Origin of the sequence: Stutzerimonas zhaodongensis (genome assembly GCF_003696365.1) — a bacterium.
Taxonomy (GTDB): Bacteria; Pseudomonadota; Gammaproteobacteria; order Pseudomonadales; family Pseudomonadaceae; genus Stutzerimonas; species Stutzerimonas zhaodongensis.
In genome coordinates this window covers 219,972-239,890 of the sequence record NZ_RFFM01000001.1, presented here as the reverse complement: position 1 = coordinate 239,890, position 19,919 = coordinate 219,972, and the positions used below count along the sequence as shown (strand labels likewise).

The following is a 19,919-nucleotide window of genomic DNA, read 5'->3' as shown; positions in this document are numbered from 1 at the left end:
CCGGGCCTTCAACCCGAACATCGATGACAATTCTGGGGAGTAATCCGCGGCGAAACACCGTCTACCCTTCCGATAGCACTTTCACTTCGGGAGCCACCGCGCGTTTTCCGTCCCACTCTCCAACCAGAGACCAGAACGACATATGGAAGCAGAAAAGAAGCTACCCAAGGCCGTGATCCTCTTCCCAGTATTCATACCCGCCGTAGTCGTCACCCTGCTTCTGGTAGTTGGCACCATCAGTAACCCTGAGCTGGCTGGAGAGGTCTTCAGTTCGACGCTGGCCTTTATCACCACCAATTTCGGCTGGTTCTACATGCTGTCGGTGGCGTTCTTCCTGGTCTTCATCGTCGGTATCGCGATGACGCCGTGGGGCAGCATCAAGCTGGGGCCGGACCACGCCGAGCCTCAGTACAGTTTTCCTGCGTGGTTTGCCATGCTCTTCTCGGCCGGTTATGGCATCGCACTGCTGTTCTTCGGAGTGGCCGAACCTGTCCTGCATTATGCCGCGCCCCCCGCAGGCGCCGCGGAAACTGTCGATGCCGCGAAGCAAGCAATGCAGATCGCCTTTTTCCACTGGGGCTTCCACATCTGGGCCATCTACGGCCTGACCGGTCTGGTGCTGGCTTACTTCTCGTTCCGACACGGCCTACCGCTGTCCATGCGCTCGGCGCTCTACCCGATCATCGGCGAGCGCATATACGGACCCATCGGGCATGTGGTGGACATCTTCGCCATTCTCGGCACGTTGTTCGGTATCGCGACGACGCTTGGCCTATCTGTCACCCAGATCAATGCCGGGATCAACTACCTGTGGCCGTCGATCCCGATCAGCATAAACGTGCAACTGATCGCGATCGCCATCATTACGGGCCTGGCAATCTGTTCGGTAGTCGCCGGCCTCGACAAGGGCGTGAAGAATCTTTCGCTGCTGAACATGGTTCTGGCGATCGGCCTGATGGTTTTCGTGTTTCTGGTCGGCCCGACGATTTTCATTCTCGAAACCTTTCTGCAGAACACGGGCAGCTACCTGAACAACATCATCGAGCGAACCTTCAATCTCCAGGCTTACAGTCGCAGTGACTGGATCGGCAACTGGACACTGTTCATCTTCGGCTGGACCATTGCCTGGTCGCCCTTCGTCGGTCTGTTCATTGCCAAGATCAGCCGCGGCAGGACCATTCGCCAATTCGTCTTCGGCGTCATGTTCGTGCCCACCATCTTTACTTTTCTCTGGTTCTCGGTATTCGGCGACACGGCCCTGCATCTGATCATGGTCGAGGGCTACACCTCGCTGATCTCCGATGTTCAGGCGGACAACGCCATCGCGCTGTTCAAGCTGTTCGAACTGCTACCAATGACGTCCATCGCCTCGTTTCTCGCGGTAGTGCTGATCATCACCTTCTTCGTGACCTCGTCGGACTCCGGCTCACTGGTGATCGACTCGCTTGCCGCAGGTGGCGCCCTCCGCACACCGGTCTGGCAACGGGTTTTCTGGGCCAGCATCGAAGGATTAGTCGCCGGAACGTTACTCCTGGCTGGCGGCCTCAGCGCCCTGCAAACCATGACCATCGCCAGCGCCCTGCCCTTCGCCATCATCATGATGATCGCCGCGCTGGGCATGTGGCGCGCGCTGGTCATCGAAGGCCACCACGAAACCAGCCTGCAGAGCCATATGCAAGGCAGCCGCCTGGCGAGCAATGCAGGTCCCGGGTTGTGGAAGAAACGCCTCGCGGGCATGGTCAGTTTCCCAAGCAGGGAAGACGTGGACGGATTCATGAGCAGCACGGTGCTGAAAGCCATGCGCCGGGTGCAGCGCGAACTCAGCGGCCAGGAATGGAACGCCGAGGTGCACACGGATGAGGCCCATTCACGGCTCTATCTGGAAGTAATCAAAGAGGACCAGGTCGATTTCATCTACGAGATCCGCGCAGTGGGTTACGCCATGCCGGCATTCGCACTGTCCGACGGGCCGGAGGCCGATGAACAGTACTATCGCGCTGAAGTCTTCCTGCGCCGGGGCGGGCAGCATTACGACATCTACGGGTATGACCAGGCCGACATCATCAGCGACATACTCGACCAGTTCGAGAAATACCTGCACTTCCTGCACATCTCGCCGGGAAGCCTGCCGTGGAAAATGGCAGAGCATGACGAGATGCTTACGGACGACCCGGAATTGCCCAAGACCAACCCGTCGTCCTGAAAACAAACAGCAGGCGGGCGACATGCGGTCTGGCCTGCTTTACTTCCTGTCTGGAGGTAACTCTATAGGTCAGGGCCCGGCAAGGGTGACCGAGCGGTCACGTCGCTCTGCGCCGCATCGCGCTTGGCGCATGCCCCCGCCCATGCTAGGTTTGCGCCTCGCCAGGATGGCGAGCAGTTGGCCGGAGCGCAATTTACATAGAAACGGAGCAGGAACAGCCCCCTGTTCCGAGAAGAGGAAGCTCAATGGCCGAGGCCATACCCGCACTGGAAATCCGCAATCTGCACAAGCGCTACGGCGATCTGGAAGTTCTCAAAGGCATCTCGCTGACCGCTCGCGATGGTGACGTGATTTCCATCCTCGGCTCTTCAGGGTCCGGAAAATCCACATTTCTGCGCTGCATCAACCTGCTGGAAAACCCCAACGAGGGCGAAATCCTCGTGGCCGGCGAGCAGCTGCGACTCAAGCGCGCCAAAGACGGCGACCTGGTTGCCGCGGACGCCAAGCAGATCAACCTGATGCGCAGCAAACTGGGCTTCGTGTTCCAGAACTTCAATCTCTGGCCGCACATGAGCGTGCTCGACAACATCATCGAGGCGCCTCGTCGCGTGCTGGGCCAGAGCAAAGCCGAGGCGACAGAGATAGCGGAGGCGTTGCTCGCCAAAGTCGGTATCGCCGACAAGCGCCACGTTTATCCGAACCAGCTATCGGGTGGCCAGCAGCAACGCGCCGCGATTGCGCGCACCCTGGCCATGCAGCCCAAGGTGATCCTGTTCGACGAGCCGACCTCGGCTCTCGACCCGGAAATGGTACAAGAAGTGCTTACGGTGATCAGGTCGCTGGCCGATGAGGGTCGCACCATGCTGCTGGTCACTCATGAAATGAACTTCGCCAAGCAGGTTTCCAGTGAGGTGGTCTTCCTCCACCAGGGCCTGGTCGAAGAGCAGGGAACGCCGGAGCAGGTGTTCGACAATCCCCAATCGGCACGCTGTAAACAGTTCATGTCCAGCCATCGCTAATGGAGCAACACCGCATGAAAAGCTATAAGAAGATTCTGCTGACTGCCGCCGCCACTCTGATGCTCGGCGCCAATGCCTTTGCCGCTGACAAGTTGCGCATCGGTACCGAAGGCGCGTACCCACCCTTCAACCTCATCGATGCCAGCGGCCAAGTCGTCGGCTTCGATCTGGACGTCGCGCACGCCCTCTGCGCCAAGATGGAAGTCGAGTGTGAAGTGGTAACGTCCGACTGGGACGGCATCATTCCCGCGCTGAACGCCGGCAAGTTCGACTTCCTCGCCGCCTCGATGTCGGTCACCGAAGAGCGCAAGAACGCTGTCGACTTCACCGATCATTACTACACCAACAAATTGCAGTTCGTGGCGCCCAAATCGGTCGACTTCAAGACTGACGAGAGCTATCTGAAAGGCAAGACCATCGGCGCCCAGCGGGCAACGATTGCCGGGACGTGGCTCGAGGACAACATGGACAAGGTCGTGGACATCAAGCTCTACGACACCCAGGAAAACGCCTACCTCGACCTGGCCTCGGGCCGGGTTGATGGCATCCTTGCCGACTCCTTCGTACAGTGGGAATGGCTCAAGAGCGATGCAGGCAAGAACTTCGAGTTCAAGGGCGAGCCGGTGTTCGACAACGACAAGATCGCCATTGCGGTGCGCAAGGGTAATGACGAGTTGCGCCAGAAGCTGAACAAGGCCCTGGCGGAAATCAGAGCCGATGGCACTTACGAGAAACTGAACGCCAAGTACTTCCCTTTCGACATTTACTGATCCGTCTGAATCAAAGCCCGGCCGCCAATAATGGTAGGCCGGGCTTTGGTGTTTGAGCCCTTATGATTCCTGACCTTCATGGATTCGGTCCGGCGTTGCTCGCCGGCACCTGGATGACCATTCAACTGGCTGTCGCGGCCCTCGCTCTGGGCTTGGTGCTCGGGCTGCTGGGTGCGCTGGCCAAAACTTCGCCATACGCAGCTCTGCGCTGGGTCGGCGGCACCTATTCGACCATCGTCCGTGGCGTGCCCGAATTGCTCTGGGTACTGCTGATCTATTTCGGCACCATCAGCCTGGTGCGCGGAGTTGGCGAAGTGTTCGGCATCGCCAATCTGGCGCTCAGCCCCTTCGTCGCGGGCACCATCGCCCTCGGGCTGTGCTTCGGAGCCTATGCGACCGAAGTGTTTCGTGGCGCGCTGCTGGCCATCCCCAAGGGCCATCGTGAAGCCGGTCTCGCACTGGGGCTGGGCAAGCGGCGGATCTTTCTCAAGTTGATCCTCCCACAGATGTGGCGCCTGGCGCTGCCAGGTCTGGGCAACCTGTTCATGATCCTGATGAAGGACACCGCGCTGGTCTCGGTGATCGGCCTGGAAGAGATCATGCGCAGCTCGCAAATCGCCGTGACGGCCAGCAAAGAGCCGTTCACCTTCTTCGTCGTTGCCGCCCTCATCTATTTGGGCCTGACGGTAATCGCGATGACCGGTATGCACTTTCTTGAAAAACGCGCTGGCCGCGGCTTCGTCAGGAGTGCCGCATGAGCTGGGAATTGTTCATCAAGTGGCTACCAAGCTTTCTAGAGGGCGCCTGGCTGACGTTGCAACTGGTCGGCGTTTCGGTGGTTGCAGGGTTGATCCTTGCGCTGCCGCTGGGCATTGCGCGTTCCTCGCGCCTGCTTGCGGTGCGTGCATTGCCCTATGGCTACATCTTCTTTTTCCGCGGCACGCCGTTGCTGGTCCAGCTGTTCCTTGTCTACTACGGCATGGCCCAGTTCGAGGTGGTTCGCCAGAGCTGGATGTGGCCATTCCTGCGCGATCCGTACTGGTGCGCCATCATCACCATGACATTGCACACGGCCGCTTACATCGCCGAGATCCTGCGCGGCGCGATCCAGAACGTGCCCGCCGGTGAAGTCGAAGCGGCCCGCGCGCTGGGCATGTCCCGTTCCCAGGCGCTGCGACACATCATCCTGCCGCGCGCCACGCGAATCGGCCTGCCGGCCTACAGTAACGAAGTGATTCTGATGCTCAAGGCCAGCGCCCTGGCGAGCACCATCACCCTGCTGGAGCTGACCGGCATGGCACGCAAGATCGCGGCGCGCACGTACCAGCACGAGGAAATGTTCCTCACTGCCGGCCTGATCTACCTGATCATCGCGTTCGTCCTGATGCAGGGGTTCAAACTGCTGGAACGCTGGCTGCGCGTGGACGCCTGTCAGGGCCGCTAGCCACCGAGCAGCAGCAATGAAGGGCCGCGCCTGATGCCGGCCCTTTTTTACGCCTGCCAGTTTTACCGCCGCGGCGTTGACCTCGGAATCCTGCAGCGACCTAGCAGTCAGACGCTCTACTCACCCACGACCAAGAGACCGCCCATGCCCGTCGATATCCAGCGCATCGAAATGGACCAACTCGCCTGCTGGCGCATCCGCCACGACGACGCCGAGCTGGTGGTCGCCGAACAGGGTGCACAGGTTCTCAGCTACACCCGCGGGCCAGGCCTGCCGATCATCTGGCTGAGCGAAGAAGCCTCGTTCGTCCGTGGCCAGCCGGTACGTGGTGGCGTTCCGGTCTGCTGGCCATGGTTCGGCGACCTCGCGCGCAATCCTCAGGCCATACAGGATGGTTTCGAGGGCAGCCAGCCGCCCGCCCATGGCCTGGTGCGGGGCATCGACTGGACGCTTAAGAATTCCTACAGCGACGTCGATGGGGGAACACTGGAATTCGTCTGTGCGGACCCGAACGCCTTGCCCGATTGGCCGCATGCCGTCGAGCCTACCCTGACAATTCGACTCGATCAGCGGCTGCACCTGTCGCTTGCCAGTCATAACAGAGGCGACACGCCGGTGGCGTTGTCACAGGCGCTGCATAGCTACTTCGCCATCAGCGACATTCATCAGGTCACGGTCGAGGGCCTCGATGGTCGTCCGTACATCGAGACACTCGAGGGCTGGGAACAGCGCAAACAGGAAGGGAACCTGCTGTTTACAGGCGAGACCGACCGCATCTATTTGGACCTGCCGCCTACGCTGTCCCTCTGCGATACGGGCGCAGGTCGGCGCATCACTCTCGAAACTCGCGGCTCGCAATCCGCAGTGCTTTGGAATCCCTGGATCGAGAAGGCGAAGCGGCTATCCCAATTCGCCGACGACGCCTGGCAGCGCATGCTTTGCATCGAAACCGCGAACGTGATGAGCGATATGGTTTGCCTTGAGCCGGGGGCAAGCCACACGCTCAGCGTCTCGATAGGGGTCGAGCCGCTATAGGGGAGCAGGATCAGCACCTGCAACACGAACACCGTGAAGAGCTGGCTGCCGCGCAGCGTCTATACTGGCGACAACACCTTGCCGTAGCGCGGCGCGCCTGTCCGGTGCGCCGTCCGGAGGTGGACCGTAACGCTCGAAGGACGCTTGCCATGGATGCAGCCCAGCTGTTTGGTAGTTTGCGTACGCCCGTCTCCAGCCGCATCAGCCTTTTTCTGATGCACCATGAACACTGACTTCGATCTGCTCCTTGCCGGCGCCGGACACAGTCACCTCGGCGTGATTCGACAGTGGGCCAGCCGTGACCGCCCCATGGGCCGGATCGGGCTTGTGTCGGCAGAGCCTCATGCCTGGTATTCCGGAATGATGCCCGGCGTGGTAGCCGAACGTTATCAACCTCGTCAGTGCCGCGTGGCGCTGCCCAAGCTATGCGCGGCGGCTGACGTGGAGTTCGTCCAGGGCACCATCGTCGCGCTGCAACCCGAAACACCCGAACTGTTGCTGGCAACGGGCGTCAGCCTGCGCAGCACCTGGCTGTCGCTCAACCTCGGATCGTTGCCTTGGGTACCAGAGCAGACCGGTGACGGCATGGAGATGCTCTCGGTAAAGCCCTTCGCAGATTTCATCCGTCGCTGGCAGCAGTGGGAAGAAGCGCCTGAACCGGTCGCCGTTCTTGGCGGCGGGGCGGCAGGTGTCGAGCTGGCGCTGGCCATGTCGGGGCGCGTACCCGCAATCAGCCTGTTCACCGCGGGCGAGCTGCTGATCGACCATGCGCCGCGCCTTCGCCGCCTGGCGCTGCGCCATCTCGGCGCAGCTGGCGTCACGGTCAGCGAACATACGCCAATCCATAGTGTGGACGGCAACACGCTGATCGGGAACGGTGAACAGTGCTGGCGCGGCCGACGGCTGGTCGTCGCAACCGGACCCAGTCCATTGGAATGGCTGCGCGAATCAGGTTTGCGGCTCGATGGGCAGGGATTCGTCGAGGTTTCACCTTCGCTGCAGAGCCGTTCACATCCCCATGTATTCGCCAGCGGCGACTGCGCGAGTATGCCCGGCGTTGCGCGGAACGGTGTGCATGCCGTACGCCAGGCACGGGTGCTGGCAACCAACCTCTCTCTGGTTGCCATCGGCCAACCGCTGCGCCGCTATCACCCGCAGGCACACACCCTCGCTCTGCTGGCTGATGGCCAAGGAGGTGCGATGTTGAGCTGGGCTGGGCTGGCAGCCGAAGGCGACGTGTTTGGCGTCTGGAAGAACCATCTCGATCTGAGTTTCATGCGCCGTCACGGCGCCGATATTTGAAGTTATCGGCCAAGCAGCTGTTGCAGTCGCGCTTCCAGCAGTGCCGGAAAGCGCTTGAACCAGATCACGTTGAGCGGTGAGGGATGTGGCAGCGGATGCAGACGAAACTGACGCGAACTGCCTTGTTCTGAAGCCAGTTCGATATCGCAGTGAGCGGAGAAGCGGTCGTCTCGTTGCCAGAATCCTTCGAGCCGCTGCCTTTCCACCCGTGGCTGGTCCAGCCCAAACCAGAGGAAGGCTTCACGCCCCAGCGTGACGATGTCGCGACCGTGCCAGTTGTCGATTAACAGCTGGCGCATCAATGGATGGAAGCGGCGCTTGACCGCCATCGACCAGGCGCGATTGCCGACCGGCTTGTAGGGCACGGTGTTGATCCAGAAGTAGCCATCACCCACCGACCGGCTCGCCTCGAAGTCGGGCATGTCCGCGCCATACAAGTGTCGATACAGGCCACGTCGCACCAGTTGGCCGCCGCTGCCGATGAAGGGCTCCGCGTAGCGAACCTCCTCGCGACCGGGATCGCGCCCGAAAAAAGCGAGGGGCGCGTCAGCCGGCCCGAGCCCGATGATCGGCTCCAGCGGATCTTTTCCCAGCGCCTGATACACCGCCTGGTCGATCCCCTCGGTGTGGGATGCCAACTCTCGAAACGCTCGGCGCTGAGATGCTGCAAGTCGCATGGGAGCGCTCACTAGAAATCGCTTTCGTCCACAAGAATCACTTCAGCGTCGGAAATAGCGTAGGCCGCTTCAGCCAGATCGTTGTTGACCGGTTCGATCTTCAGCGTTCCGTCCACCCAAAGCGGCGCATAGATGTCGTCCAGCATGACGCCGGCCGGATAGCGAACCATGACGATCTGATTAGGCGGCGGTGGCGGAACATGGATGCAGGCCCCTGGATAAGGGACAAGGAAGAACTCCGTACTGCGGCCTTTGTTGTCGGTTTCCAGCGGAACTGGATAACCGCCCAGGCGGATACGCTTGCCGTCCAGCGCCGATACGGTCTTGGCCGAATACATCACCTCCGGCAAACCGGCGCCTTGCTTGAGCCCGCCCTGATCACTGAAACCATCCGATTCGGGTGAATCATGTTCGATTTCAGGCATTTCCTCCAAAGCCTTGCGGTCTTCGGGAGGCATCAGTTCAAGCCAATCGAGCTCGGCTGGAGCCGCGTAAGCAAAGGAATGTATGAGAAGCAGGAGGGAAAGGGCTATCTGGCGCATGGCAACCAAGCGGTGGTAGAACGGGGCCGCAGGGCGCGGCCCTGGGCGTATCAGTGTTTACGGCCGCTAACCATGCCGTAGATTACCAGCAGGATGATCGCACCGACCACTGCGCCGATAAAGCCCGCACCTTCACCCGCCTCATAAAGACCCAGCGCTTGACCGCCATAGGTGGCCAGCAGCGAACCGCCGATACCCAGCAGGATGGTCATGATCCAGCCCATGCTGTCGTTACCCGGCTTCAGGAAGCGTGCGATGAGACCTACGATCAGGCCGATGATGATAGTTCCGATGATGCCCATTGGCAGTCTCCTTAAGGTCCGAGAATTTACGTCACGTACTCTCGGACATGAGGAGCGCTTGCCAGTTCGCCGGAGGATGAAACAAGCCAGACGGCCGGAGGGCTAGTCCCGGGCGATCAACGACTCGACAGCGGTGATCTGGCGGTCAAGTGTGGCTCGGTCCGGGCAGCGCAGCGTGGCGTGCCCGACCTTGCGCCCGACCTTGAACGCCTTGCCGTAATGGTGCAAATGGCAGTCTTCGACGGCGATGACTTTTGCCACGTCAGGCACTTCGCCGATGAAGTTGAGCATGGCGCTCTCGCCCAGCTTCGCCGTCGATCCCAGCGGCAGACCGCTAACGGCACGCAGATGATTTTCGAACTGGCTGCACTCGGCGCCCTCGATGGTCCAGTGACCTGAATTGTGCACACGGGGCGCAATTTCATTGGCTTTGAGCCCGCCGTCGACCTCAAAGAATTCGAAGGCCAGCACACCGACATAATTCAGCTCGTTCAGCACTCGCCCGACGTAATCTTCAGCCAAGATCTGCAGAGGGTGATTGCTGCTGGCAACCGACAACCGCAGGATCCCCTCTTCATGGGTGTTGTGAACCAGCGGGTAGAAACAGGTTTCGCCGTCACGCCCACGCACGGCAATCAGCGACACCTCACCGGTGAAAGGCACGAAACCTTCGAGAATGCAGGGCACGCTGCCAAGCTCGGCAAAGGCGCCGGTGACGTCAGCGGGCTTGCGCAGCACCTTCTGGCCTTTGCCGTCGTAGCCGAGCGTACGGGTCTTGAGCACGGCTGGCAGACCGATGTTGGCCGCGGCAGCATCGAGATCGGCCTGGGACTGGATATCGGCAAACTCGGGCGTGGGAATACCGAGGTCCTTGAACATCGACTTCTCGAACCAACGATCGCGGGCGATGCGCAGCGCCTCGGCGCTTGGATAAACTGGTACGAACTGCGAGAGAAATGCGACCGTTTCAGCCGGCACGCTCTCGAACTCGAAGGTCACCAGGTCGACTTCGTCAGCCAGCTGGCGCAGATGGTCCTGATCGCCATAATCGGCGCGAAGATGCTCCCCCAGGGCCGCCGCACAAGCGTCCGGCGCAGGATCGAGGAATGCGAAATTCATACCCAGCGGAGTTCCTGCCAGGGCCAGCATGCGACCGAGCTGGCCGCCACCGATCACGCCAATTTTCATTACGCGTTCCTCGGATCCGGATTGTCGAGCACGGTTTGAGTCTGTTCGTCGCGAAACGTCTTCAGCGCGGCGTGATATTCGGGAAACTCATGGCCAATGATGCTGGCTGACAACAGCGCGGCGTTGATCGCCCCTGCCTTGCCGATTGCCAAAGTGGCAACCGGTACGCCGGCAGGCATCTGCACGATCGACAACAGCGAATCCACTCCCGAGAGCATCGAGGACTGCACCGGCACGCCGAGCACCGGCAGATGAGTCTTGGCTGCGCACATGCCCGGCAGATGCGCAGCACCGCCTGCGCCGGCGATGATCACACGTAACCCACGTGACTCGGCCTGTTCGGCATATTGGAACAGCAGATCGGGCGTGCGGTGCGCAGACACCACGGTGACTTCGTGCGGAATGCCGAGCTTTTCCAGCATATCTGCGGTGTGGCTCAAGGTGGACCAGTCGGACTTGGAGCCCATGATCACGCCTACCAGTGCGGTCATCGTCGTGCCTCGCTTCGGCGCCCTAAGGCGCATCAGGAACAACGGCCGCGCTGATAGCAGCGCGGCCGTGCAGGTACAGGGTCGGAAACCGTCCGACCAAAAGGCCGCGCAGTATATCGCAAGCCCAGACCGCCCGGCACCCGTGACCGCGCGTCTGGCAAAGCAGTGAATGAGCGCTAACCTTGCCTGAGGTCAATGTTGGCTTGGATCAGACATGGAGACTGCCAGTTCCGACGCACAGGAGACGCATCATGAACCAGACGATGAAAGCCGCCGTGGCGCATACCTACGGTGAACCGCTGCGTATCGAAGAGGTGAAAGTCCCATTGCCCGGCCCGGGCCAGATACTGGTCAAGATCGAAGCCTGTGGCGTCTGCCATACAGACCTGCATGCCGTGGAGGGCGATTGGCCCGTGCGCCCGCCGCTGCCCTTCATTCCCGGCCACGAAGGCGTAGGTTACGTTGCCGCGGTAGGTGGCGGTGTCAGCCGGGTCAAGGAAGGTGACCGCGTCGGAGTGCCCTGGCTGTACAGCGCCTGCGGCTGCTGCGAACACTGCCTGACTGGCTGGGAAACGCTCTGTGCCGAGCAGCAAAATACCGGCTATTCGGTGAATGGCGGTTATGCGGAGTACGTCCTGGCTGACCCCAATTACGTCGGCATCCTGCCCAAAGAAGTCGCCTTCGACGAGATCGCTCCGATCCTCTGCGCCGGCGTGACGGTGTACAAGGGCCTGAAGGTAACCAACGCCCGACCCGGCCAGTGGGTGGTCATCTCAGGCGTCGGCGGACTGGGTCATGTGGCCGTGCAATACGCCAAGGCAATGGGCCTGCACGTAGCGGCGGTGGACGTCGACGATGCCAAGCTGGAACTGGCGAAAAAGCTCGGTGCCAGCCTGACCATCAATGCGCGCAAGGAGGATCCGGTCGAAGTCATTCAACGCGATATAGGCGGTGCGCATGGGGTGCTGGTCACGGCGGTGTCCAACAGCGCCTTCGGCCAGGCCATCGGCATGGCACGACGGCACGGCACGGTGGCCCTGGTCGGGCTGCCACCGGGAGATTTCCCGACACCGATATTCGATGTCGTGCTCAAGGCAATCAGCATTACCGGCTCCATTGTCGGCACCCGCGCAGATTTGCAGGAAGCGCTGGACTTCGCCGCAGAGGGTCTGGTCAAGGCCACCATCCACAGCGGCAAGCTTGACGACATCAATCAGATATTCGACCAGATGCGCGCCGGGACCATCGAAGGCCGGATCGTGATGAGCATGTAACAACGCGCTAGGCCCGCACGGCCCTAGCACCAGCCTGTAGGAGCCCAGCTTGCTGGCGATCGGTGCAACCGGGCCGACAGCAAGCAAGCTGCGTAGTCGCCGCAACCATGACGCTGCCAGCGGACGGCGGCTCACTCCACCAATAACCCCTCTACGCCCTGCCCCGCTCCCGCTTCCAGCTTGCGCCAAAGCAAGCGCACCGGCGCCTTGCGTACCAGTGCGCAGCGGTACAGGCGAATCTCCAGCGGCACCCGCCAGTGCTCGCCACCACAAACTACCAGCTCGCCGCGCTCCAGCTCGGCAGTTACGCTCAGCCGAGGCACCCAGGCCAGGCCCAGGCGCTGCATCGCCATGCTTTTCAAGCTGTCGGCCATGGCTGTCTCGTAGACCGTCGATGAACGCAGACCGCGCTGGCGCAGGAGCAGGTTGACCGAACGCCCCAGCGAAGCGCCGGCGCTATAGGCCAACAATGGGACGGTCTGGCCGCTGTCCGGATCGAATAGAGGCTCGCCCGCTGCATCGACTCCGCAGACGGGCACGATTTCGGTACGCCCAAGCGAGAGTGACGGGAATAGCTCCGGGTCCATTTGCAGCGCAGCGTCCGGGTCGTAGTAAGCGAGGATCAGGTCGCAGGTGCCCTCACGCAACGAATGCACGGCCTCTCCGACGTTGGTCGCCACCAGCCGGCTGTTCACCGGCACGCCGTCCTGACGCAGTCTCGCCAGCCATTCGGGAAAGAAGCCCAGCGCCAACGAGTGGGCGGCGGCGATCTGCAACACCTCACCACGCTGTCCTTCGAGATTGTGCAGGTAGTGCACCACCTCGCCGAGCTGGTCGATCATGTTGCGCGCCGTGACCAGGAACAGCTGGCCGGCCTCGGTCAGCTCGATCGGGGTCTTGGCGCGGTTCACCAGGGTCAAACCGAGACAATTTTCCAGGCTGCGGATACGCCGGCTGAAGGCGGGCTGGGTCACGAAGCGCCGCTCAGCCGCCTGGGAAAAACTGCGGGTCGAGGCCAGCGCGATCAGGTCTTCCAACCATTTGGTTTCGATGTTCAAAAAAGCGACTCCGGCGGATCGGAAACGGAATGCCAAGTGCAGCAATAACGCTTGTCAGCGAAACGGCGTCACATGGGTTCTATGCCGATTGTGCATGACCCAGCGTTTAACGGCATTGGCAGGGAAATGGGCTCAAGCCCTATGTTAGCGGCCCTCGCGGCATGTGCCGCTTATCTCTCGGATGAGAACCCTCATGTCCTCCGCTGCATCATTCCGCCTCGAAAAAGATCTGCTTGGCTCTTTGGAAGTTCCCGCTGACGCTTATTACGGCATCCAGACTCTGCGTGCTGTGCGCAATTTTCACCTCTCCGGTGTGCCGCTCTCGCACTTTCCGAAGCTGGTAGTAGCCCTAGCCATGGTCAAGCAGGCGGCAGCGGACGCCAATCGCGAACTGGGACACCTCAGCGACGCCAAGCACATGGCGATCAGTCAGGCCTGCGCCCATCTCGTTCGTGGCGAGCACCACGATCAGTTCGTCGTCGACATGATCCAGGGGGGCGCCGGCACCTCGACGAACATGAACGCCAACGAAGTGATCGCCAATCTGGCGCTGGAGTACATGGGCCACCCCAAGGGTGAGTACCAGCATTTGCATCCGAACAACGATGTGAACATGGCCCAGTCCACCAACGATGCCTACCCCACCGCCATTCGCCTCGGCCTGCTGCTCGGCCATGACACCTTGCTGGCCAGCCTCGACAGCCTGGTCCAGGCGTTCGCTGGCAAGTCCGCGGAGTTTGCGCACATTCTCAAGATGGGACGCACCCAGTTGCAAGACGCGGTGCCCATGACCCTGGGCCAGGAATTCCGCGCGTTCGCCACCACCCTGGGAGAGGACCTGGAGCACCTGCGCCTTATAGCGCCGCAATTGTTGGTCGAGGTGAACCTCGGCGGCACGGCCATCGGCACCGGCATCAATGCCGATCCGAGTTACCAGAACCTGGCCGTGCAACGTCTGGCAACCATCAGCGGCCATCCGCTCAAGCCCGCTGCGGACCTGATCGAGGCCACTTCGGACATGGGCGCCTTCGTTACCTTCTCCAGCATGCTCAAGCGCCTGGCGGTGAAGCTTTCGAAGATCTGCAACGATCTACGCCTGCTCTCCAGCGGACCGCGCACCGGTATCAATGAAATCAACCTGCCGGCGCGGCAACCCGGAAGCTCGATCATGCCGGGCAAGGTCAACCCGGTGATTCCCGAAGCGGTCAATCAGGTCGCCTTCGAGGTGATCGGCAACGACCTGGCGCTGACCATGGCCGCCGAAGCCGGGCAGTTGCAGCTCAACGTCATGGAGCCATTGATTGCCTTCAAGCTGTTCGACTCGATTCGCCTGCTGCAGCGCGCCATGGACATGCTGCGTGAGCATTGCATCGTCGGCATCACCGCCAACGAGGATCGCTGCCGTCAGCTGATGGAAAGCTCCATCGGGCTGATCACCGCGCTGAATCCCTACATCGGCTACGAGAATGCCACACGGATCGCGGGCCAGGCGCTGCTCACCGGTCGAGGCGTGCTGGAGCTGGTGCGTGAAGAGCGGCTGCTGGACGACGCCACGCTCGACGACATCCTGCGCCCGGAAAACATGATCGCGCCGCGACTGGTGCCGCTTAAAGCCTGACACCAGGCGACGCTACAGCGCCCGATATATCGGGCGCGTTTCAACCGGGCCGCATCCGACGGTCCGTTTCAATAAGAACAACAAACAGGTACCCGCATGAACCAGAGCACCACCCTTCGTACACCCTTTCGCCTGCTCGGGCGCCTCGCCCTGTGGCAGCAGATTCTGATAGGCCTGGCACTCGGCATTGCCACCGGCCTGCTGTTCAAAGAAAAGGCGCTGATTCTGGCGCCGATTGGCACACTGTTTCTCAATGCCATCAAGATGCTGATCGTGCCGTTGGTGTTCGTCTCGCTGGTCGCGGGTATCACCTCCATGCAAGACAGCGCCAAGCTCGGCCGCATCAGCATCAAGACCATAGTTATCTATCTGATAACCACCGCCTTCGCGGTCAGTATCGGCCTGCTGTTCGGTGCTCTGTTCAGTCCCGGAGAGGGGATGAACATGGTTGCTAGCACCACTACCGAGGCCAAACAGGCGCCTTCTCTGGTGAGCATCCTGGTCGGTCTGGTGCCGAGCAACCCGGTCACGGCCTTTGCCGAGGGCAATATCCTGCAGATCATCGTCTTTGCCATTGCGCTAGGCGTGAGCATGAACCTGGTGGGCGAGCGCGCAGCGCCGGCCGTGCGCCTTTTCGATGGCCTGGCCGAGACCTTCTACAAGCTTACCGATCTGGTGATGCGCGTTGCGCCTTTCGGTGTTTTCGCACTTACCGCGGGAGTGGTCGGCAGCCATGGTGCGGAGGTGCTGCTGCCCTTGGCCGGCGTCATCGGCGTGATCTACATGGCCAGCATCGCGCATGTGCTGCTGGTCTACGGCGGCCTGCTGGGGCTGGTGGGCCGGCTCAGCCCCTTGCGCTTTCTGCAGGGCATCGCACCCGCTCTGGCAGTTGCTTTCAGCACCTCGAGCAGCTCAGGAACCTTACCGGTGTCGATCGAGTGCGCGCGCAAGAACCTCGGGATATCCGAAGGCGTAGCGGGCTTCGTGCTGCCAGTGGGTGCGACGATCAATATGGACGGTACGGCGATCTACCAGGGCGTTCTGGCGCTTTTTATCGCCCAGGCGTTCGGAATCGACCTCAGCGCGGGCCAATACCTGATGATCATCCTCACCGCGACCTTGGCCTCGATCGGAACGGCCGGTATTCCGGGAGCCGGATTGATCATGCTCGGGCTGGTCCTGACCGCAGCCGGCCTGCCGCTTGAAGGCGTGGCACTGATCGCCGGGATCGACCGAATCCTCGATATGGCCCGCACCACCGTAAACGTTGCCGGTGACCTGATGACTACCACGCTGGTCGGGCGCAGCGAGAACGAACTGGACCGCGACATCTACGACAGCGTCAATAAGAAGTAAGTCTGAGAGGCGGTGCCTGCGAGCGAGGCGCCGCTTGCGACTTCAAGTCAGCGCCCTGCAACGCCTGCAAACCGACGGATCGAGGCGTAGCAGGGCAAACGGCCTGAGATGCCTGCCCAGGCTGAAAGTTTCAGCCCCACCTTCCTGTTCAGCTCCGCAATGCCTAAACCGTGCACTGATCCGCACTCCAAAACCGTGACCCGGCACAAGTCCTGAATTTTGCACCGTGCGTAGAATCCGCCGATTCCTCGGAGGCCCCATGCGCAAATTATTCGCCATCACCTTGTTGTTCAGCTCGATTATCGGCGCGCCGCTCGCTCAGGCGGAGCTTCCGAAGGGCTACGAAATGGTCCTGCAGACCGAAAACTTCCCGCCTTTCAACATGGCTGATGGCGGCAAGAACTTCGCCCGCGAGGAAAATATAGAGGGCATCAGCGCAACCACCGTGCGCGAAATGTTCAAGCGCGCCGACATTCCCTATTCGATGACCCTGCGTTTCCCATGGGATCGCATCTACCAATCGACGCTGGATCTACCCAATCACGGCCTTTTCTCGACGTCCATGACCGATGCGCGCCGCCCACTGTTCAAGTGGGTCGGCCCGATCGCGCAGTACGAAAGCGTACTGCTCTCGGCTCCAGGTTCCAGCCTGAAGCTGACCAGCCTGGAACAGGCCAAGGGCTACACCATCGGCGCCTACAAGAGCAGCGCAGTCAGCCAGCGTGTCGAAGCGCAGGGCCTGACGCCCGTCAACTCGCTACGCGATCAGGAAAACCTGCAAAAACTGCTCACCGGCAAGATCGACCTCTGGGCGACCTCCGATCCGGTCTGGCGCTACTACGCCAAGCAGGAGGGCGTCGCCGGCCTGAACACAGTGCTGGTATTCAACTCAGCGCCGCTGTACCTGGCATTGAATCTGGACACCCCCGATGAAGTCGTCACCCGTCTGCAGAAGGCGCTGGACGATATGAAGACCGAGGGCTACGGCACCTGCACCAAACACCCAGAACTCTGCTGATTCGCCTGAAACGCTCGATGGCGCACACGTCGCCATCGAGACGAAAATCCGCCACACATCTCCCGCCTCTCTTCTGCGCCTAGCAATGCAGCAACAGCCGTCCGACACTCGCGGCGAGCTGGTTCATTCGATCTCGAACAGCCCATCACGCATGGATGCCGCCGCCAGGCGCTCGCGGATTTCGGGATCAATGCGCGTGTCATCGAGGGCGTAGAGCATCACCTGCCGATACGCATTGACCCGGTTGATCTCCGTACCCAGATATTCCCACACCACGCGTGTGCAGGCCGGCGTACGCCGGTCGCCGCTGGATACGCCGGTCTTCAGGCCATTGAGCCGACTAATGCGGCTCTTGAAGCTGGGAATCAGGATGGTCTGGCTCATCTCGTTGCCGGTCAGTGACTCGTAGTCGATGAGAAACAGCCGATCCTGCAGGTAAAAGGCTGCACCTAGATAGCGACAGCGCACTACCCCGTCTTCCTGTTTGGGATTGTCCGGGCGCGACTGCTCCTGTCGTTCCTGACGCTCGAAAACAAAGCTGCCGCGATCCTCACGCAAATGTACCAGCGACAGCAGGATCTGCCCCGGCACCGACATGCAGTTGGCGTATTCGAAGTAATAACCGCAATAGCGGGCCAGGCTGTTGGCGTTGTCGCGCATCGGCTGGAACAGCTCGAGCAGCGGATCACTGGCAGCGATGCGCTCCTGATCGTGCCGCCGCAGGCCGATCAGTTGGGCGAATTGCTCGCCAGGCAGGCTCAGCTCGTAACCCTCGACCCCGAAGAAATCGCAGATGCGCTTGAGGTTGTGTGCAGTCGGGCGGCTCTGGCCGTTCAGGTACTTGTTGAACTGCGCCCGGTTGATCGAGAGCTTGCGGCATACCTCGGCAATCGAACGGTAATGGCTGCAGAGCAGCTTGAGATTGGCGCCGAGATGGTCTTGCATGGTCGATCCCTGTGATGCGAGCGACGCGATTCTAGCATCAACTCGCGCCAGATCGCCGCGACCCGCGCAATTGCATGGCATATCGCCTCTGGCCAACCATTCCCGCCCTGCGTCACCCCTCATTCGTCAAAACAACAAGAGAGACCCTCCGCCATGCTCGATCTTCTCAACGATCTCATCTGGAGCAAGTTGCTCATCGTGATGCTGATAGGCCTCGGCCTGTACTTCACCATCGCCTCGCGATTCGTCCAGTTTCGCTATTTCGGCAGCATGTTTCGCATCTTCGGCGAAGCCTTCAAACGTCAACCAGGCCAGCTCAGTTCGTTCCAGGCGCTGATGCTCAGCGTCGCCGGGCGCGTCGGTGCCGGCAATATCGCCGGCGTGTCGGTCGCCATCATGCTTGGTGGCCCGGGCGCGATCTTCTGGATGTGGATCGTCGCGCTGGTCGGCATGGCCACCAGCTATTTCGAATGCTCCCTGGCTCAGCTGTACAAGCGCCGCGAAGCCGACGGCGGCTACCGCGGCGGCCCGGCGTTCTATATCCAGCACGGCCTGGGCCAGCGCTGGTTGGGCATCGTGGTTTCGCTGTTGCTGCTGGTGACCTTTGGCTTCGGTTTCAACGCCGTGCAGTCCTACACGGTCGCCAGCTCGATGAACGACACCTTTGGTGTGCCGACCTTCGTCAGCGGCATCGTGCTGATGGTGGTGATCGGTCTGATCATCTTTGGCGGCATCAAGCGCATCGCCAAGTTTGCCGACGTACTGGTACCGGTCATGGCGTTCGCCTACATCGGCATGGCCATCTTCGTCATTGGCAGCAATGCAGGCGCCATTCCTGAAGCGTTCGGCACCATCTTCCGCAGCGCCTTCGGTCTCGAGCCGGCATTCGCCGGGGGCATTGGCGCGGCGATCATCATGGGCGTCAAGCGCGGCCTGTTCTCCAACGAAGCCGGCCTGGGCAGCGCGCCCAACGTGGCGGCAGTCGCCGAGGTCAAGCACCCGGTCGCGCAGGGCATCGTCCAGTCGCTGAGCGTATTCATCGACACCATCGTGCTGTGCAGCTGCACCGCGCTGATCATCATTCTCTCAGGTGTGTTCGAGCCGGGCAGCGACATGGCCGGCGTCGTTCTGACCCAGACCGCCGTTGCCGCTGTCGTCGGCGAATGGGGCCGGGTGTTCATCAGCGTCGCGCTGCTGCTGTTCGTGTTCACCACGCTGATCTACAACTATTACCTGGGCGAGAACGCACTGAGCTTCTTCACGGGCAAGCGCTGGCCAGTGCTGCTCTACCGGGTGATGGTCATCGGCCTGGTGATGTGGGGATCGGTCCAGGATCTGGGCACGGTATTCGGCTTCGCCGATGTCACCATGGGACTGCTCGCCATCTGCAACCTGATCGCGCTGGCGTTGCTGTTCAAGGTCGGTCTGCGCCTGATGCGCGATTACGACAACCAGCGCAAAGCCGGAATCGAGACGCCGGTATTCGATCCGAAGCAGTTCGCCGACCTGGATTTGGACCCAAGCGTCTGGCCTGCAAAGGTGAGTGGCCACGGGGCGTCTGGAGCAACGATCAACCCGACCACAGTGGCGCCCCGCTAACGGTTGGCAGAGACGTTGCATGACAGGGGCCTTTCAGGCCGTGTGAAACGAAGCACGCGTGAGCGCACGCAACCGTTC

General features: G+C 61.2%; 19 protein-coding genes. 12 read left to right on the top strand and 7 right to left on the bottom strand.

Annotated elements, in window-relative coordinates; genetic code table 11:
* Positions 1–142 precede the first annotated feature (142 nt).
* The 7 genes from EA797_RS01065 (at position 143) to EA797_RS01035 (ending at position 7,773) form a co-directional block, all read left to right on the top strand.
* The gene (locus tag EA797_RS01065) at positions 143–2,203 is read left to right on the top strand and encodes a BCCT family transporter (protein WP_122163349.1); all 2,061 of its coding nucleotides are present in this window, start codon (positions 143–145) and stop codon (positions 2,201–2,203) included.
* 245 nt (positions 2,204–2,448) lie between these two features.
* Positions 2,449–3,222, top strand: a complete 774-nt coding sequence (locus tag EA797_RS01060; protein ID WP_122163348.1) for an ABC transporter ATP-binding protein — start codon at positions 2,449–2,451, stop codon at positions 3,220–3,222.
* Positions 3,223–3,236: 14 nt separating this feature from the next.
* Positions 3,237–3,992, top strand: a complete 756-nt coding sequence (locus EA797_RS01055) for an ABC transporter substrate-binding protein (RefSeq protein ID WP_122163347.1) — start codon at positions 3,237–3,239, stop codon at positions 3,990–3,992.
* A gap of 62 nt (positions 3,993–4,054) precedes the next feature.
* Positions 4,055–4,750, top strand: a complete 696-nt coding sequence (locus EA797_RS01050; RefSeq protein WP_122163346.1) for an ABC transporter permease — start codon at positions 4,055–4,057, stop codon at positions 4,748–4,750.
* A complete protein-coding gene (locus EA797_RS01045; protein ID WP_122163345.1) occupies positions 4,747–5,436 on the top strand; it encodes an ABC transporter permease in 690 nt (229 codons plus the stop codon). The genes EA797_RS01050 and EA797_RS01045 overlap by 4 nt, the downstream gene beginning before the upstream one ends.
* A 144-nt stretch (positions 5,437–5,580) precedes the next feature.
* A complete protein-coding gene (locus EA797_RS01040) occupies positions 5,581–6,471 on the top strand; it encodes a D-hexose-6-phosphate mutarotase (RefSeq protein ID WP_122163344.1) in 891 nt (296 codons plus the stop codon).
* Positions 6,472–6,693: 222 nt separating this feature from the next.
* Positions 6,694–7,773 carry an FAD-dependent oxidoreductase gene (locus EA797_RS01035; RefSeq protein WP_122163343.1) on the top strand — a complete coding sequence of 360 codons (1,080 nt, stop codon included), beginning with the start codon at positions 6,694–6,696 and terminating at the stop codon, positions 7,771–7,773.
* A 2-nt stretch (positions 7,774–7,775) separates the two neighbouring features.
* On the opposite strand, the gene EA797_RS01030 is transcribed toward EA797_RS01035, so the two are convergent.
* From EA797_RS01030 to purE, 5 genes are all read right to left on the bottom strand, one after another.
* A complete protein-coding gene (locus EA797_RS01030; protein ID WP_122163342.1) occupies positions 7,776–8,450 on the bottom strand; it encodes a uracil-DNA glycosylase family protein in 675 nt (224 codons plus the stop codon).
* 11 nt (positions 8,451–8,461) lie between these two features.
* Complete coding sequence (locus EA797_RS01025; protein ID WP_122163341.1) at positions 8,462–8,992, bottom strand: DUF3299 domain-containing protein; 531 nt, start codon at positions 8,990–8,992, stop codon at positions 8,462–8,464.
* Positions 8,993–9,042: 50 nt separating this feature from the next.
* A complete protein-coding gene (locus EA797_RS01020; protein ID WP_122163340.1) occupies positions 9,043–9,294 on the bottom strand; it encodes a GlsB/YeaQ/YmgE family stress response membrane protein in 252 nt (83 codons plus the stop codon).
* A gap of 102 nt (positions 9,295–9,396) precedes the next feature.
* Entirely contained in the window at positions 9,397–10,482 is a 1,086-nt protein-coding gene (locus tag EA797_RS01015; protein ID WP_122163339.1) for a 5-(carboxyamino)imidazole ribonucleotide synthase, read from the bottom strand.
* Positions 10,482–10,973, bottom strand: a complete 492-nt coding sequence (gene purE, locus EA797_RS01010; protein ID WP_122163338.1) for a 5-(carboxyamino)imidazole ribonucleotide mutase — start codon at positions 10,971–10,973, stop codon at positions 10,482–10,484. Before purE ends, EA797_RS01015 begins: the two co-directional genes overlap by 1 nt.
* 251 nt (positions 10,974–11,224) lie before the next feature.
* Here purE and adhP point away from each other — a divergent pair, with 251 nt between their 5' ends.
* On the top strand, positions 11,225–12,247 hold the full coding sequence (gene adhP, locus EA797_RS01000; RefSeq protein WP_122163336.1) for an alcohol dehydrogenase AdhP: 1,023 nt from the start codon (positions 11,225–11,227) through the stop codon (positions 12,245–12,247).
* Between the two features lie 131 nt (positions 12,248–12,378).
* Here the strand turns inward: adhP and EA797_RS00995 are convergent, their stop codons facing one another.
* On the bottom strand, positions 12,379–13,305 hold the full coding sequence (locus tag EA797_RS00995; protein ID WP_122163335.1) for a LysR substrate-binding domain-containing protein: 927 nt from the start codon (positions 13,303–13,305) through the stop codon (positions 12,379–12,381).
* 193 nt (positions 13,306–13,498) lie between these two features.
* Here EA797_RS00995 and aspA point away from each other — a divergent pair, with 193 nt between their 5' ends.
* From aspA to EA797_RS00980, 3 genes are all read left to right on the top strand, one after another.
* Complete coding sequence (aspA, locus tag EA797_RS00990; protein WP_122163334.1) at positions 13,499–14,923, top strand: aspartate ammonia-lyase; 1,425 nt, start codon at positions 13,499–13,501, stop codon at positions 14,921–14,923.
* Between the two features lie 96 nt (positions 14,924–15,019).
* Entirely contained in the window at positions 15,020–16,279 is a 1,260-nt protein-coding gene (locus EA797_RS00985) for a dicarboxylate/amino acid:cation symporter (protein ID WP_122163333.1), read from the top strand.
* Positions 16,280–16,538: 259 nt separating this feature from the next.
* On the top strand, positions 16,539–17,297 hold the full coding sequence (locus tag EA797_RS00980; protein ID WP_122163332.1) for a substrate-binding periplasmic protein: 759 nt from the start codon (positions 16,539–16,541) through the stop codon (positions 17,295–17,297).
* Positions 17,298–17,420: 123 nt separating this feature from the next.
* Here EA797_RS00980 and EA797_RS00975 read toward each other — a convergent pair whose 3' ends face one another.
* Complete coding sequence (locus EA797_RS00975) at positions 17,421–18,242, bottom strand: helix-turn-helix domain-containing protein (RefSeq protein ID WP_122163331.1); 822 nt, start codon at positions 18,240–18,242, stop codon at positions 17,421–17,423.
* A 153-nt stretch (positions 18,243–18,395) separates the two neighbouring features.
* Here EA797_RS00975 and EA797_RS00970 point away from each other — a divergent pair, with 153 nt between their 5' ends.
* Positions 18,396–19,841: an alanine/glycine:cation symporter family protein gene (locus EA797_RS00970; RefSeq protein ID WP_122163330.1), complete on the top strand. Its 1,446-nt coding sequence runs from the start codon at positions 18,396–18,398 to the stop codon at positions 19,839–19,841.
* The last annotated feature ends 78 nt before the right edge of the window (positions 19,842–19,919 follow it).

Bases quoted from the DNA above. Each gene is read 5' to 3' on its own strand.
- aspA (WP_122163334.1), top strand. From the start codon at position 13,499: ATGTCCTCCGCTGCATCATTCCGCCTCGAAAAAGATCTGCTTGGCTCT.
- EA797_RS01055 (WP_122163347.1), top strand. From the start codon at position 3,237: ATGAAAAGCTATAAGAAGATTCTGCTGACTGCCGCCGCCACTCTGATG.
- adhP (WP_122163336.1), top strand. From the start codon at position 11,225: ATGAACCAGACGATGAAAGCCGCCGTGGCGCATACCTACGGTGAACCG.
- EA797_RS00970 (WP_122163330.1), top strand. From the start codon at position 18,396: ATGCTCGATCTTCTCAACGATCTCATCTGGAGCAAGTTGCTCATCGTG.
- EA797_RS00980 (WP_122163332.1), top strand. From the start codon at position 16,539: ATGCGCAAATTATTCGCCATCACCTTGTTGTTCAGCTCGATTATCGGC.
- EA797_RS01030 (WP_122163342.1), bottom strand. From the start codon at position 8,450: ATGCGACTTGCAGCATCTCAGCGCCGAGCGTTTCGAGAGTTGGCATCC.
- EA797_RS01045 (WP_122163345.1), top strand. From the start codon at position 4,747: ATGAGCTGGGAATTGTTCATCAAGTGGCTACCAAGCTTTCTAGAGGGC.
- EA797_RS01025 (WP_122163341.1), bottom strand. From the start codon at position 8,992: ATGCGCCAGATAGCCCTTTCCCTCCTGCTTCTCATACATTCCTTTGCT.
- EA797_RS00985 (WP_122163333.1), top strand. From the start codon at position 15,020: ATGAACCAGAGCACCACCCTTCGTACACCCTTTCGCCTGCTCGGGCGC.
- EA797_RS01065 (WP_122163349.1), top strand. From the start codon at position 143: ATGGAAGCAGAAAAGAAGCTACCCAAGGCCGTGATCCTCTTCCCAGTA.
- EA797_RS01050 (WP_122163346.1), top strand. From the start codon at position 4,055: ATGATTCCTGACCTTCATGGATTCGGTCCGGCGTTGCTCGCCGGCACC.
- EA797_RS01060 (WP_122163348.1), top strand. From the start codon at position 2,449: ATGGCCGAGGCCATACCCGCACTGGAAATCCGCAATCTGCACAAGCGC.
- EA797_RS01015 (WP_122163339.1), bottom strand. From the start codon at position 10,482: ATGAAAATTGGCGTGATCGGTGGCGGCCAGCTCGGTCGCATGCTGGCC.
- purE (WP_122163338.1), bottom strand. From the start codon at position 10,973: ATGACCGCACTGGTAGGCGTGATCATGGGCTCCAAGTCCGACTGGTCC.
- EA797_RS01020 (WP_122163340.1), bottom strand. From the start codon at position 9,294: ATGGGCATCATCGGAACTATCATCATCGGCCTGATCGTAGGTCTCATC.
- EA797_RS01040 (WP_122163344.1), top strand. From the start codon at position 5,581: ATGCCCGTCGATATCCAGCGCATCGAAATGGACCAACTCGCCTGCTGG.
- EA797_RS01035 (WP_122163343.1), top strand. From the start codon at position 6,694: ATGAACACTGACTTCGATCTGCTCCTTGCCGGCGCCGGACACAGTCAC.
- EA797_RS00975 (WP_122163331.1), bottom strand. From the start codon at position 18,242: ATGCAAGACCATCTCGGCGCCAATCTCAAGCTGCTCTGCAGCCATTAC.